Source organism: Bacillus sp. JJ1562, assembly GCF_036962705.1.
GTDB lineage: Bacteria > Bacillota > Bacilli > Bacillales > Bacillaceae_L > Ferdinandcohnia.
On the sequence record NZ_JBALOQ010000046.1, the window covers coordinates 94,757 to 109,982 of the forward strand.

At 35.9% G+C, this 15,226-nt stretch carries 14 protein-coding genes and 1 pseudogene; 12 read left to right on the forward strand and 3 right to left on the reverse strand.

The features are described from left to right. Positions 1-14 precede the first annotated feature (14 nt). From dpdJ to V7097_RS22150, 9 genes and pseudogenes are all read left to right on the forward strand, one after another. On the forward strand, positions 15-4,481 hold the full coding sequence (dpdJ, locus tag V7097_RS22110) for a protein DpdJ (RefSeq protein ID WP_335705799.1): 4,467 nt from the start codon (positions 15-17) through the stop codon (positions 4,479-4,481). After that, complete coding sequence (dpdK, locus tag V7097_RS22115) at positions 4,474-4,980, forward strand: phospholipase D-like domain-containing protein DpdK (RefSeq protein WP_335705800.1); 507 nt, start codon at positions 4,474-4,476, stop codon at positions 4,978-4,980. The genes dpdJ and dpdK overlap by 8 nt, the downstream gene beginning before the upstream one ends. Next, positions 4,977-7,226, forward strand: coding sequence for a protein DpdD (gene dpdD, locus V7097_RS22120; protein WP_335705801.1), 2,250 nt, complete (start codon positions 4,977-4,979; stop codon positions 7,224-7,226). The genes dpdK and dpdD overlap by 4 nt, the downstream gene beginning before the upstream one ends. Before the next feature lie 179 nt (positions 7,227-7,405). After that, entirely contained in the window at positions 7,406-8,074 is a 669-nt protein-coding gene (queC, locus tag V7097_RS22125; RefSeq protein WP_335705802.1) for a 7-cyano-7-deazaguanine synthase QueC, read from the forward strand. Further along, positions 8,074-8,562, forward strand: coding sequence for a 6-carboxytetrahydropterin synthase QueD (gene queD, locus V7097_RS22130; protein WP_335705803.1), 489 nt, complete (start codon positions 8,074-8,076; stop codon positions 8,560-8,562). The genes queC and queD overlap by 1 nt, the downstream gene beginning before the upstream one ends. Continuing rightward, positions 8,555-9,283: a 7-carboxy-7-deazaguanine synthase QueE gene (gene queE / locus V7097_RS22135; protein WP_335705804.1), complete on the forward strand. Its 729-nt coding sequence runs from the start codon at positions 8,555-8,557 to the stop codon at positions 9,281-9,283. Before queD ends, queE begins: the two co-directional genes overlap by 8 nt. A 45-nt stretch (positions 9,284-9,328) precedes the next feature. Further along, complete coding sequence (gene folE / locus V7097_RS22140) at positions 9,329-9,895, forward strand: GTP cyclohydrolase I FolE (protein ID WP_335705805.1); 567 nt, start codon at positions 9,329-9,331, stop codon at positions 9,893-9,895. A 241-nt stretch (positions 9,896-10,136) separates the two neighbouring features. Next, positions 10,137-10,676 carry a VUT family protein gene (locus tag V7097_RS22145; RefSeq protein ID WP_335705806.1) on the forward strand — a complete coding sequence of 180 codons (540 nt, stop codon included), beginning with the start codon at positions 10,137-10,139 and terminating at the stop codon, positions 10,674-10,676. Between the two features lie 150 nt (positions 10,677-10,826). Beyond that, positions 10,827-11,699, forward strand: a pseudogene (locus tag V7097_RS22150) (phosphorothioated DNA-binding restriction endonuclease). Positions 11,700-11,887: 188 nt separating this feature from the next. On the opposite strand, the gene V7097_RS22155 reads toward V7097_RS22150, so the two are convergent. The 3 genes from V7097_RS22155 to V7097_RS22165 all read right to left on the reverse strand — a co-directional run bounded on the left by V7097_RS22155 (position 11,888) and on the right by V7097_RS22165 (position 13,887). Next, positions 11,888-12,874, reverse strand: coding sequence for a DnaD domain protein (locus V7097_RS22155; protein WP_335705808.1), 987 nt, complete (start codon positions 12,872-12,874; stop codon positions 11,888-11,890). 43 nt (positions 12,875-12,917) lie between these two features. After that, positions 12,918-13,421, reverse strand: coding sequence for a competence protein ComK (locus tag V7097_RS22160; protein WP_335705810.1), 504 nt, complete (start codon positions 13,419-13,421; stop codon positions 12,918-12,920). A gap of 118 nt (positions 13,422-13,539) precedes the next feature. Then, a complete protein-coding gene (locus tag V7097_RS22165) occupies positions 13,540-13,887 on the reverse strand; it encodes a helix-turn-helix domain-containing protein (protein ID WP_335705811.1) in 348 nt (115 codons plus the stop codon). A gap of 443 nt (positions 13,888-14,330) precedes the next feature. Between V7097_RS22165 and V7097_RS22170 the strand changes: the two genes are divergently transcribed. The 3 genes from V7097_RS22170 (at position 14,331) to V7097_RS22180 (ending at position 15,049) form a co-directional block, all read left to right on the forward strand. Further along, positions 14,331-14,561 carry a DUF1659 domain-containing protein gene (locus V7097_RS22170; protein WP_335705812.1) on the forward strand — a complete coding sequence of 77 codons (231 nt, stop codon included), beginning with the start codon at positions 14,331-14,333 and terminating at the stop codon, positions 14,559-14,561. Positions 14,562-14,597: 36 nt separating this feature from the next. Next, positions 14,598-14,813 (forward strand): DUF2922 domain-containing protein, encoded by a 216-nt coding sequence (locus tag V7097_RS22175; RefSeq protein WP_335705813.1) that lies wholly within the window; start codon positions 14,598-14,600, stop codon positions 14,811-14,813. A gap of 65 nt (positions 14,814-14,878) precedes the next feature. Further along, on the forward strand, positions 14,879-15,049 hold the full coding sequence (locus V7097_RS22180; protein WP_335705814.1) for a YvrJ family protein: 171 nt from the start codon (positions 14,879-14,881) through the stop codon (positions 15,047-15,049). Positions 15,050-15,226 lie beyond the last annotated feature (177 nt).

A 15,226-nucleotide genomic window follows, 5' to 3' on the forward strand; every position in this document is an offset into this window, starting at 1 on the left:
GGAGCAATTCATGAATGAAGAAGCGAACTGATTTTGATATTCTTGCTGAAGAAATCTTAACGCAGATTGAGATAAAGGAAAACCAGTTACTTGAATGGGGATTTATTGGAGGTGGAATTGATGCAAAAGAGGAAATCCGTTCTCTTTTGCGTCAACCACCTACTTCTCTTTTAACTGAATTAATAGAAAAGCTTGAAGTGACTGAAGAACAAACGGATGCATTATTAACAAATCTCCTTGAACGCAAATTATTATTTGAATTAAAAGGTAAAAACTCAACCTTATATCGTTCACGATTTGCTGAGACAATTCGAATGATGTATCTTCTAAAACAACGATTTTCACCAGAGGATTGGCAGTCTGCAAAAAACTTAGTAAGTAATATTAAACCAATGCTGTCATATCGAAAATATCCACGACGAGATATTCCTCTACATGAGATTAATGAAAAATTAGACGGTGTATTCGGGGTCTCTTCTGTACATAGAAAAGTAATTTCTACATTACTTAGGGATGGAGAATTTCTTCTCTCTCAATTCCAAATGGATTCTTTATCTCGCATCCTTGCTTCTTCCCGAAGTAAATATGATACGGGAACGGTTGTAGGAGCGGGAACAGGATCTGGGAAAACAAAATCATTTTACATACCTGCGTTTGCTACATTAATTGATACGATGACAAAGGATCAAACCGATTGGACAAAAATCATTGGTCTATATCCACGTGTTGAATTATTAAAAGATCAATACAGGGAAGCTGTTTCAGAGATTTTAAGTTTAAATGCACTTTGTGAAGAATTAGGAATTCGTCCACTTACAATTGGGGGGCTTTTTGGGGACACTCCGAAAGTTGCTGCTGATGTTCATTCTCACAAAGACAGAAAGTGGGAGAAAATCGAGGGTGGTTATGAATCACCATTTTTCTCCTGTCCAAAATGTTCGCAATCCATGGTTTGGAAAGAAGCGGATGTTGAAAAAGGCATTGAACGACTTGTTTGTTCAGACCATGAGTGTGATACGGTCATTGGACAAGAAAATATCGTACTAACAAGAGATCGAATGAATGTATCTCCACCTGATATTATCTTTACAACAACAGAAATGATTAATAAAAAACTCCCGAATTCAAATGAAAATACACTATTTGGTATTTACGCGAACCGACCACCAAAGTTCGTACTATTGGATGAAGTTCATGTGTATGAGGGGATAACAGGTGCACATGTTGCATTTCTTCTGAGAAGAATGAAACATCTAATTAAACAAAAACATCCGAATCAAGGGATACAATTTGTGGGGCTCTCCGCAACATTGTCTAATCCGAGTTCGTTCTTTTCACAGTTGGTTGGAATCGAAGAAAAATACATTGAATACATCACACCACTGGAAAAAGATTTAGTCTCAGAAGGTGTAGAGTATAATTTAGTAGTTCGTGGCGACCCGTTCTCTGCCGCTTCCTTATTGTCTACATCTGTGCAAACAGCCATGCTTTTAGGGAGAATGTTGGACCCGATTGATCATGATCTTTCGGTAGGCGCATTTGGCTCCAAATTATTTGGTTTTACGGATAAATTAGATGTGATAAACAGATGGTTTCACATTGAAATTGACGCAGAGAAGATTAAGACATTAAGCAAGCTTCGTGACTTAAATGAAGTTAATAGAACAAAACCAACGAAACAGGCTTTGTTGCAACAATATGCGGCAGGTCAAATTTGGCTTGCTCCGACGGAAATTGATAAACGGGCATTGATAACCCCAATGGAAGTCGATCTAACTTCCTCTCAATACAAAGGAGTAAGTGAAAAAGCAAAACTGGTTATTGCAACAAGTACGTTAGAAGTTGGATATAATGATCCGAAAGTTGGTGGAGTGATCCAGCATAAAGCTCCGCGTAATTTAGCCTCTTTTTTACAACGAAAAGGGCGTGCTGGACGTGTAAGAGGGATGAGGCCATGGATGGTTGTCGTTTCATCTGCATATGGGCGTGATCGCTTTGTATATGACTTCCCAGAATTATATTTTCAACCAAACTTGAATGAAATGTACTTACCAATCCAAAATTCGAATGTAATCCGGATACAGATGGTATTTACATTCATGGAATGGTTAATGGACCGTTTCTTCAAACATGGAAAAAGCTTAGATATTCGCTATAAATTAAGCGCTGCTGGTCAAAGTGGATATCCAGGAGATCGTGAACTCATCGTATCTCTTGTTAGAGATGTACTGGAAGGAAACGATCAAGATTTAATGGGATATTGGCAAAAATCTTTACAAGTAGAGGAAGACACATTAAGACGAATCGCATGGAGCGAACCTCGTTCCTTCTTTTTTGACGTATTGCCAACATTATATACGCAATTAAAAGAAAATTTTTCGTTTATCCCGAAAGAAAATCAATCACATGAACCTTTTGTTGGATATATTCCAAGGACATTATTCTCATCACTTGATATTTCAGAACTTGCCATTCATGTCCCTGATTCAAATAAGGTGATCCATCAACCACTTGTCCAAGGAATGATGGAATTTGCCCCTGGCAATGTTTCAAAGCGTTATGTGAGAGCATATAAAATCAATGAAGCTCATTGGCTGCCTGTAAATGAAGACAATAATGTCGACGTAAATTCGGAAGTGATGACTTCTCGTCACGTTGAAACGATCGAACGAAACAATACGCCTGTTAAAGTGTTTGAACCGATTTCCATCCACTTAGAGTCGATTCCATATGACATATCAGATCGATCAACTGGAAAGTATATTTGGAACTTGGATCTAAAACCAATTCAAAATACATCACAAAATAAAGTAGAATTTCCAAAGCAAAGTTCATTGAATTCACTTTTTGAACAAGTGGAGTATTTTACAAGTGATGAACATAACACGGTAAAAATGACTAGGTACGCGTTATATAGTGAAGGTGTTAAAAAGACAAGTAAGGGGCAAGAGACGCCGTATGTTTCCCAGTTTCTAAACAATGGAGAAACATGTGCCATTGGCTTCCAAAGCTATGTTGATGCGATAAGGTTCGATGTTGTAGAAGTGGATCCAGAACAATTATTGCATTCACCAATGTCCGAACAAATCATCTCAGTTTCAAAAATTGCCTTTTATAACTACTTGTTAATAAAAGACGAGAATATTTCTGGACCATTAAATGTATTTTTACGTGAATGGATGGCACAAATCGTCTTATCTTCAGTCACAGCGATTAGTATCAGTCAAAATATGTCCCTAAAAGATGCGATTTCTAGATACAAAGAGGACTTAGTCGCGATTTCAAAAAGAACGCTTGAAGCAATCTTTCATTCAACAATTGTGTCAGATGATGAAAATTCGTCAAACGATCCAAAAGTGAAGAAAAAACTACAAGGGATTATTGAAGATGAAGCAATCATGGAAAGATTACTCGTTCATTTAGAAAAGCTTGAAGGTGATTTGCGCTCGAATGAAACATTCTTGCAATGGATGAGGTTAACAATTGTTGACTCCATTGCTGCTGCGATTAAAGCAACTTTAGAAGACATGCTACCTGATGTAAATACAGAAGATACGAATGTAGATGTTGTCGGAAACAGTGTATGGATTTCCGAGACCGAATCTGGTGGTTTAGGTATCATTACAAAAATTGTTTCATCATTAAAACATAGCACTTCTTTATTTGAGGAGCTAGTGTCTAGTAATATCAATTCTTGTCAAAGAAATTCGATTGCGACTTCAATTCAATTGGTTTTACAACATATTGAAGAAGAAAACCTATCTTCTTTGATAGGAAAAATCCGTCAAGAGCAACGAGTTGAAAACCAACAAGTGTATTTAACAGAGCTGCAATCGGTGCTCGACCAGTTAGGAATACCGCCGAAACGAGATTTGATCATGAGTTTGTCTAACAAACTTTTTAGAAGTAATCGTTCAAACAAAACAGATGTGTTTATGAAAGAAATTCATGAGTTTTGGAAGCAGGAGGAAGAGCGACTACAATTTCAAATTTCACCGAATGTCTTTTCTGTAGCAAGTCTACGTCGAGACGAAATAAAAGAAAGATTAAATGAAGTGATGAGAGAGGTTAATCTAAACTTTACGTCCAATACTCAAGCCTTTTTATTTATGGAATCGTTTTTATTGCATACTTGTCATGATTCTTGTCCAGAATGCTTGAATTTATATAGTCCATTTCAATCATTCTTCAAGCCATCTAGGCTGTTATTGCAGGCAATGTTTAAGCCAACACATGAAATTCATCAGTATCCGAGCAACAACTTTTTTGAAGAGGCTACAAAATCACTTGAATCTGCAAATCGCATACGAGTCATTGTGCCAAAATCGGAAAAGGAGTCTTTTCAAGGAGAACTGTTCCGTCTTTTCCATACGCCAATTGAATTCAAATTCCAATTGTATTATCCATTCTTAGAAAGAGTGACGAATAGCGGGGACAAGTGGTATTATGACGTCAGCATTCGGGAGGTTTCGTATGTCTAGTAGAATTATTCGTTCATTTGGGGGAAGTCATGTTCTAAGAGACTACTTAGTGTCCTTGTTTGTCGCAGAAGCGATGAATCCAAGTAAAGAGTTATACTTGATTTCTCCCTTCTTAAGCAATTCACCCATTATCGAAAATAAACATGATCAATATACGGATGTATTTCCGTTAATCAAGTCCAAGACGATTTATTTATCAGATATCCTGACAACTCTCGCTTGGAAGGGGATGTCAGTTCGAATTATTTGTGACAATGAGCGTGAAGAGACAAAACCATTAATCCATGCACTTCGTGATCAAGTGGAGTTTCGTAAATTAGCACAAAATCACGACAAAGGCCTTGTCACCAATAATGTGTATGTTCATGGTTCAATGAATTTCACATATAGTGGCATATATGTAAACAAAGAGAGTATACGGACGTCGAATAGTAACTCTGAGATTAATGAAGCACTCATCGCATTTCGTCAACGTTGGGAGGAATCAGAAATAATATGAAAACCTCAATATTTGAATTCCTTCAACATTTACTAAAGTTAAGTGGTCCAATATACAAAGTAACGGAAATGAGTAACGAATTCTTTGTGAATCATCCCGTTTTTCAAGAAATGATTAACCGTTTATCAAAGGGAGAAAGTGCGGTTATCCCATTCAAAGGAAAGAATGAGACATTCTGGCTCTTTCTACAAGGGGATGAACAATCCTTAATCGTTGATTATTCTTCTATGAAGAAATTCATCATTCCTTATTGTGTAGATGTGTCAAACGAGAAACGATTTTTTGTAAAAGAGGCATCAGAACTTGGCAAAATAGGTAGTGAGTTGTTTACAAATGGCTATTTCATGTTTAAGTCTACCCAAGGCAATGAGGCGAAAGTATGGGATGGGTTAAAACTATGGCTTTCTGTACACAAGCGAAAACCAAGAATCAAATGGGAAGAATCGATTGTCAATGCCTATACGTTACGAAGTAAGTTTCGTAATCATGTCGAAATGATGGAGTGGGGACAAGCTGAACAGACATTAGATGTCATTCGCGAAGGTCACTACGTATCTGATGAAAATTACTTATTTCTAACCGTTGAATTATTAGTTGCCCAAAAGAAATGGAAAGAAATTTGGTTTTGGACAGAGTTTGATGCAATCTCTGGATTACACCGAATTCCGAAAGATGTAAAAGAAGCACTATTGTCCGCCTTTTATTTTGTCATGTTAGCTCAATCAGATGTAAATGGCGATTTTCAATCTAGTTTTGAAATATTTAAAGCAAATCGGTACCGACTCAGTTCTTTATTAGATACCCATCTCGGAATGGAAGAAGACCATATTTACCGCATTTTTGCGTACGAATCACTAGTTGAGAACAATCATGAAAAACTTCTATATATAAAAGAGCAAGTGACAGATGAAACGTCACTAGAACTTATTGCGTTTCTTGAGACGAAGTTTAAAAAAGAAGAAAAACCAGATGAAGTCATTCCACCAGAAGAACAATCTGCAGAGTTCCTTAAGAATGGTCAATTGGATGATGCATACCTTTCGATTAAAGATTGTACTCTTTCAAAGGAAAAAGTAAGAATTATGAGTGCAATTGGTTTCTTTACAGGATCGAATGACATTCAAAAAGTGGCCTATGAATTATTACTCTCATTATCAGAGGCTGAACAAAATGAGTTAGCAGAAGATGTTCAAACGAATGCGTATTTAACATTTATTAAGATGGCAAATGAAGGCACTCGTAACAAATCACAAGAAGAAGTTCAGGAAGATATTGAGTACACATGGAATCATTGGTTCCGACAAGTAGTTGAAGTTGACGCTGACTCAATAGATCCTTTATTTGAACTGTTGTATGACCAAGAAAAGCTCCCGGCATTTGTTTGGACACCATCAATGGTAAGTGAGCTAGGAAATCAGGTTGTCGAAATTGCCTTAACCTCCATTGATAGTAAGAAAAAGTTGCTTCTAAGTGAGGGAGTTTCAACCTTTATTTCTGAACTCGTTCGCGATGATAAATTCCCAAGGGAAATGGCAATCGAAGTCTATGGGTACTCCGTAGAGTTATTATTGCTACATAGTAAGAGAAATTCAATCAATTCAAATCATTTAAATCGATTAATTGAAGGTCTATTGATGATGGATATTGAGGGGATTACAAAATATTGGGAGTGGACGAAACAGTGGTATGATATGACACCTATGAAGGTGATGATACCACATCTAATATTTACCCTTGAATTATTCTATGATTACGGACATTCTCTTGAGGAACTAAAACATCTGTGGGATCAATGGACATCTACACTATTATCAGGATTATCTACGTTATCAGATATTGAAATTCGGGATTGGTATAATATTGGAGAGGTTATTCGCGGTGAAGAATACTTACTGAACTCAATGAGGGAATTTATTGAGAAGGATGCTGAGGAATTTGATCCACTTGCAATGGCAGCAGGGTCCACAATTGTGATCTTTACACTTAGAGAAAGTTCAGCACGCCGTGCAGCTGAACAAGTCTCTGCCCGCAACCCGAATTTAAAGGTTACGATTAATGTGGATACAAGTCTTACGACACAAGCGAAGACCTTAGCTAGTAATTCTGATATTGTTGTTTTAGTTACAACAGCAATGAAACATGCATTATATTATGGCATTACCCCATATCTCAAAAAGGATCCTGTCTATCCAAAATCTTCTGGGACTTCAAGTATCATTTCGGAATTAGAGAGGTATTTTGCATAAATTTTCAAATGCTGTTCGTGTATGACTTTGTCGAAATATGTGTTAAAATAATAAATATCGAATACAAACCCGTTTGTAAAAACGGTAGAGGTTCTAGCACCCCTCATTAAAAAAACTAAGATAAATCAGTACTTCTATCTTGGGGTACTGTTTTTTCTTTTTGAAAGGAGTTTTTTTGAATGTTAAAAGATGAAAAGGCGATTGTGGTATTTAGTGGTGGACAGGATAGTACAACGTGTTTATTCTGGGCCTTAAAAACGTTCAAAGAAGTTGAGGTTGTAACTTTTAACTATAATCAAAGACATAAGTTAGAAATCGATTGTGCAATTGCAATTGCAGAAGAGTTAAAAGTTAAACATCATTTGTTAGATATGCAACTGTTAAATCAACTTGCGCCAAATGCGTTGACTAGAAATGATATTGAAATTAAAGAAGGAGAAGATGGTGAATTACCATCTACTTTTGTTCCAGGTCGTAATCTGATATTTTTATCATTTGCTGCTGTTTTAGCAAGTCAAGTAGGTGCCAAACACATAATTACAGGTGTCTGTGAAACTGATTTTAGTGGGTATCCAGATTGCAGAGATGCTTTTGTAAAGTCTCTTAATGTCTCCATTAATTTATCAATGGACAAACAATTTGTTATCCATACTCCATTAATGTGGCTAGACAAGGCAGAAACCTGGAAACTTGCTGATGAATTAAATGTTCTAGATTATGTGCGCGAAAAAACCTTAACTTGTTACGAAGGAGTAATAGGTGATGGTTGTGGAAAGTGCCCAGCATGTAAGTTAAGAAAACAGGGTTTAGAAAAATATCTTAGATCAAAAGAAGGAGCTGAGTCATAATGGGATCAGACTTTTTTGGTTTTAGAATAGTAGAAAATCTGCAAAAAATGGACCAAGATATAAAAAAAAATGAACTTAAATACCATAAAAAGCGCGTGCTTGTGAGCAAGGAATTTACCTTTGATGCAGCTCATCACCTACATTGCTATGAGGGAAAATGTAAGAATCTACACGGACACACGTATAAGGTTGTTTTTGGGATTAGCGGCTTTTTAGATGAAATTGGACTTGTTATAGATTTTGGGGATATCAAAGAAATTTGGAAAAACGAAATAGAAATTTACCTTGATCATCGATATTTAAACGAAACCCTACCAAATATGAATACAACTGCTGAAAATATGGTTGTATGGATTTATGAAAAAATGAACGAGTCATTAAGAAATGGTTTGAAAAAAGATCAAGATGTAAGAGTTGAATTTGTTCGTTTATATGAAACTCCTACAAGTTTTGCAGAAGCTAGACGGGGGTGGATGGAAGTTGAGTAAAGTTCCGGTAATAGAAATTTTTGGCCCAACAATTCAGGGCGAAGGAATGGTAATTGGTCAAAAAACCATGTTTGTTCGTACGGCGGGTTGTGATTATTCTTGTTCTTGGTGTGATTCTGCATTTACTTGGGATGGTACCGGTAAAGATTTAATCAAACAAATGGATTCCGAAGAAATTTGGCAAGAGCTTGTTTCCCTTGGTGGTGACGGCTTTTCTTTTGTTACGATATCTGGTGGCAATCCAGCTTTATTAAAAAATTTAAATTACTTGGTATGCCTTTTAAAAGAGAAAAATATTAAAATTGGTCTTGAAACACAGGGCAGTAAATGGCAGGATTGGTTTTTAGAAATTGATGAATTAACAATATCACCTAAACCACCAAGTTCAGGTATGATAACAGATTTTGATGTATTAGATATGATTATTAATAGACTCAATGTCCAAGAGTCAAATAAGAATACTAGCTTGAAAGTTGTAGTGTTCGATGATGAGGATTATAACTATGCAAAAAAAGTACATCTTCGTTATCCGGATGTTCCATTCTTCCTACAAGTAGGAAATGAAGATAACAAAATAGTTGATAACCAACTTCTTATCGAGCAGTTATTGCAAAAATATGAATGGCTTATAGATAAGACTATGTTAGACAATGAATTTAGGAATGTAAAAGTATTACCGCAACTCCATACCTATATTTGGGGAAATAAACGTGGTGTGTAAGAAAGTTAAATAGCTTATTGTAGTTAACAGGTAGGGGGAAACAATGTGTCAAACGTTAATCGCGCTCAAATTGAAGAAGCAGTACGTTTAATATTAGAAGCGGTGGGGGAGGATCCAAATAGGGAAGGTCTTATTGACACTCCTAAACGTGTTGCAAAAATGTATGAAGAAGTGTTTTCAGGATTAACGATTGATCCAAAGAAATACTTAGAAACAATTTTTAACGAAGATCATGAAGAACTTGTTTTAGTGAAGGATATCCCATTTTACTCTATGTGCGAGCATCATCTAGTACCCTTTTATGGAATAGCGCATGTGGCCTATATTCCTAAAAACGGACGAGTAGCAGGATTAAGTAAACTTGCTCGAGCAGTTGAAGTAGTTTCTCGTAGACCTCAACTTCAAGAAAGAATAACTTCAACTGTTGCAGATACTATCATGGAAACAATAGAACCGCATGGTGTTATGGTTGTAGTTGAAGCAGAACATATGTGTATGACAATGCGTGGCGTTAAAAAACCTGGCGCAAAAACTATTACTTCAGCAGTTCGAGGAGTATTAGTTAACGATAGTAATGCACGTTCAGAAATATTAAGCTATATAAATAATTAAAATAAAAGTCTTAAACTCGTTAACTTAGTTAGTCTACTAATATGAAAAACCTGATCTTGGCCAGAATATCCCTTTCTATTTACCTTACTAAAGTCCATTTGTGGATTTTGATTCTATTATTTAAAAAATATTTTACAATTCTATCGAATAAGTGTATTATTGATTTAAGAACATATGTTCTTTAGTACTTGTTGGAATGAAAGGTTATATTCCATAAAATCCAAAGATTGAGGTGATTGATGTGAGAATCCTATTTTATTTATTATCAATTATTACTGCAAATGTAGTTACTGCAGCATTTGAACCTTTGAAACTTGGTGTTTTTATAGTACCAATGGGTACACTCTTAATCGGTGCAACTTTTATTTTTAGGGACTTTGTTCAGAATCGATATGGTAGAAAGTTGACTTATTTATTTATAGGAATTGCTCTTTTATTATCAGCGGTTGTATCTTATTTATTAGGAGATACACTACTTATCGTTTTTGCTTCTGCCATTTCCTTTGCACTTGCAGAAACCACAGACACTGAAATATATACTCGACTTAAGTTGCCAATGAGTTTGAGAGTATTTTATAGTGGGTTAGTTGGCGGACTACTAGATTCAGCAGTCTTTGTTATCATAGGATTAAGCCCTCTAGGTGCTAATATGCTGCCATGGGAGGCTGTTCCAGCGGCTATTATTGGGCAGGTATTGGTTAAAACAATTATTCAAGGAATTGGTGCTCTTATACTTCATCAGATTAATAATTCAACTGATAAGAAAATATTGTCAAATTAATTGGGAAAAGGCTGATTTTTTTAAAATGATCAGTCTTTTTTTATTTGTACGGGTAAGAAATAATAATAAAATTAAAGGGATATGAAGATTATTTATAGAATAGCTTTAAATACATTTTATAAATTCTCTTAATCGAAATGAGTGTAAGTAATGAAACAGGTAGAGCTTATAAATAAAATAGAAAACCTATCGATATGGAAAAAAGGCGGTCAACGTGCTCCGCATAAACCATTATGAATATTGTTAGCATTAGGTGAGTTCCAATCAAAGAAATCCAATATGTTTCTTTATGAAGAATTTAAGCCCAAGTTGACTCAATTATTGGTTGATTTTGGACCAATTCGCAAATCTTATCATCCTGAAGAACCATTTGTAAGATTGACCAGAGATGGAATATGGCAACTAAGTAAAGAAGTAAATAAAAGTGATCCCTCTAACAAGATATTGTTACAGAATGAAATTAAAGGTGGATTTACACACGAAGTAGTCAATCTATTAAATATGGATCCATCACTGCTATCTAAGATAGCCCAAATAATTTTGGATAAACATTTTCCGGATACAATCCATGAAGATATTTTAACTGCTGTAGGATTAGATTTAGAATATAGTTCTAAGAGAAAACGAGATCCAAAATTTAGAGAAAGAATATTAAGAGCTTATGGCTACAGTTGTGCTGTATGCGGATTTAACGTACGTTTAGCACATACATTAGATGGAGTAGAGGCTGCTCATATTAAATGGCATCAAGCAGGAGGACCAGATTCCGAGAACAATGGAATCGCGCTATGTTCACTTCACCATAAATTATTTGATAGAGGAGTTTTCACAATATCGGATAACAGGCAAATGATTGTATCCCAGGAAGCGCATGGTACTCATGGTTTTGAAGAATGGTTAATGAAATATCATGGTGAAGTAATACGAGAACCAATCCAATCCTTCTACAATCCAGATACTGCTTATCTAGGGTGGCATATACGGGAGGTTTTCCGGGGACCGGAAAGATATGTTATTAATTAATCTAATCCGATTGCTGAAAACGCTCCCCATTGTCTCCAGAATTTCTAATTATCACCTATCGCAATGCTTTTTAACTTTAAAAAAACTAAACAAATGTTTGTGCAACCATGGAAAAAATAGACAATGAAATAGCACTACATCAACAAAATTATCTTTTGTGAACAAAAATTAGCGATCAAGTGCTTTTTCTAACAGTAAGCCTTAAGCCGTTCCTCAAACAATCTTTTCTTAGCTTCAAATTCCGAATCAAAAACCGGTTTTTCTGGCTGGTAGTCATCCTTGAGCCACTCCGGAATGTATTCTTTTCGGACTGGTTTTCTATAGGTTTGCTGCTGCTTTTGTCTTTGGTATGAATGGTGCGCACACTGTATTTCATTAATAGTTCGGTATCCCTTGCTACACCAATCTTTAAGTACCGCCTCCACATAGTTCCATCGGTTCGATCCATTTTCTAAAGCAAGTTTCATTGCCTCTATGACTAGTTCACTAGATAATTCCGTACACCATGATTTAATTATTTTCGCATAATAGTTTCCGATTTTTCCAAACCCATTTTGTTCAAAAAATTGAAACGCATCTTTTTCGTCTTCTGTTTCAAATGCGTGTTTTGATGAAGAAGAAGTCTCTGATGTATTCTCTGATGTAATCTCTGTAGTAATCTTTGGTATTGCTCTGCTCATATTGGACACATCGACTGCCCAAGTTGAACACATCATCTGTTCATTCTGAGTAGATGGGCTGTCCATTTTGAGCACATCGTCTGCTCCATTTGGACACATCGATTCTTCATGGTCGGGTTGGGGGATTTCGGACTTTACTTCTACGTCTTGCTGCAATTCATTATCATCCGCTTTTAGTTCGTCTACTTTTTCATAATTGATTGAGTACCATTTTGTGTGATCCATTTTCATTTTGTTGAAATTCCCGGAAGTGAGAAAGCCGTTCTTTTCTAACTTCGAAATGGCCCTCCTAATCGTACTTTTTGAGATCTGGATTTGCTTCGCTAATTCATCATACGTGATATATACCCATTTTCGTTCTTGTCGGATATTTTTGCTGCGTTGAAGCCAGTAATGAATCTGTTGGAGAACTACGCTTTCACTTCTTCCAATCTTCTTTGCTAGCGTTGGTAGAAGAGGTATAGGGCTTTCATTAAGTAGTAATCTTTCGTTCATTTGTGGTTGCCATCCTTTTTGCGATATTTTTTCGGGGTTTGTTTTATATTCCAATTAGTGAATGCGCTTGCAATTGTTCCGGTGTTGAATATTGTAAAATGCACATTGCAGTACGCTGGTATTGTTTTTGCAAAACATAATAAGATTCATTCATGGAAAGTGTTTGATTATTTTTAAAATGAATAATGGATTGATTGGTTGGACTTTGTATCTTTGGATGAGTAATTGTTTTGATTTGGTGGAAGAAAATCCAGTTGCACTCAAACGTGGTTGGAGAATGAGTGGGGAATGCGAAGATCTTTCTTCGAGGGTTAATCGGTATTGGTACCTTTTGAATTGCACCAGTTAAATGGATAACAGCCTTTCGTCTACCTTCATAGGAAGCACCACCTTCTAAGCAGGCTGCTTTAATCATTTGCAAAGGTGTTTGTCTAACAAGAATTCTGTTTTCTCCTTCAAGGACAATAGCTGAATATTCAAATTCAGCAACGGACAAAATTGCCATTGTTTGAAGATTAATTTCATATTCATTTAGAATTTGTGGCATGAGGTTCTCTCCTTTATGGGGTTGTTTTTCGGGGATTTTATTTTGATAAAGCATATTGGTCATAAGATGATATATTCTAGGATGTAAAGTGGTAGAAATTCAAAATGTAAGGTATTACTTATCTTTGGGATCGAAGATGATCAATGGACTCAATTAGCGCTTTGTTAATTTTCAATAATTCCTTCTGTACCTCGATTGGTTGATCTTCTAGCATGTCTACGAATGATAAAAGAATTTGTTGCCTTTTTACAAGATTCACAATTTCATAGTTTGTAAATAGCTGTTCAAGTGATATTTCTAGAGCCTGGCAAATTCTTTCTAAAACTTCTAGTGAAGCTTTTGTTTTTGCGCGCTCAATTTCTCCTACATAATTCTCTGTAATGTTAACCCGTTTAGCAAGTTCTTGCTGCGTAAGATTTCTCTCCATTCGATACTTTCGTACCCTTTGACCTACCATCTCAAACATAAAATCACCTCTAGAAATAGTAAATCTTAGAAATGAAAAAATGTACACAAACTATCAGATGGATTTTTTATTGTAATACCAACTAATAGTTTGGTTTTTGTGACAAATGTTTGAACTTTTTTCTTTTTATCTACTTAATTGCCAGTTTTGTTTGGTCTTTTTGATAGAATGACTACTCGCTTTAAGATCTTTTATCGATTCGTCATACGATACGTCCACGACTCGTCACACTATACGTATACGACTCGTTATACGACACGTGGACAAAAAGAAAAAGAAAAAGAAAATAAAAAACAACAAGATCTTTATCCAAATATGGAGAATGATCTAAAAAGGATGTTCCCTCAGAGTTATTGGTTCATTTCTTTTTTAAAAAAATCATATTGGATGCCCCATTTAACCCCTTACCTCTCTATAACATAGGTGTAAAGGAGGTGAGGGACATGGCAGCAACACAGGATATTCAACGTACACAGTTACGCTTTGTATTTGAAAACGGGATTGATGACAAAGGAAAGATGACATACAAAAACAAAAACTACAACAACATCAACCCAGTTGTATCAGCTAATGAATTGTATTCAGTAGCCATTGCAATTGAAAAGCTTCAAACACTACAACTTGTTAGCTTCGAGCGCAATAACAGCTATTCATTAGCTGGTGATGGCAAGTAAGATTGAAACCAATTTTAAGGAAAGGGGGAATAAAAAGTGGCAAAAACACTAGAAATGCAATTTATCAATGAGGATGGAAAAACTGCAACAGTTTCCATTGAAAATCCGATCGAACCGGTTGACGCAGTGGCGGTTTCCGCTGCGATGGATCTCATCGTATCAACAAATGTGTTCCTAACATCTGGCGGTCCGATTATCGAGAAAAAAGGCGCACGTCTTGTCGAGCGTAATGTTGAATCATTGGAATTTTAATGAGATCGGGCCAACTCTCTTCTAGGGAGTTGGCTCTACTTTTTTTAAAGGAAGGAGGAGTCTTGGTGGAGCAGCTAATGCCTTTTATTCAAGAGGTGGGCTTTCCTGTTGTCGTGACATTCTATCTATTGCATCGGATTGAAACAAAGCTTGATAGTGTCATTGACTCGATTCAAATGCTGCCACAAAGCATGAAGGCCGACCCACCTTATGAACCGAAGAAAAATATCTTATAAGTACGAAGACACCTGGCGAATTACGTCAGGTGTTTTTTATAGATAAAACCATTATTTGAGAACTATAAGGGCTTTTTAAAAGGGTAATTTTAATGTAGTTTAAGGTGTGAAAAATCAAAAGTGCTTTATTGGGAAAAGAATATGAAAACTCACCAATTTGAAGTGAACCAAAAAAGT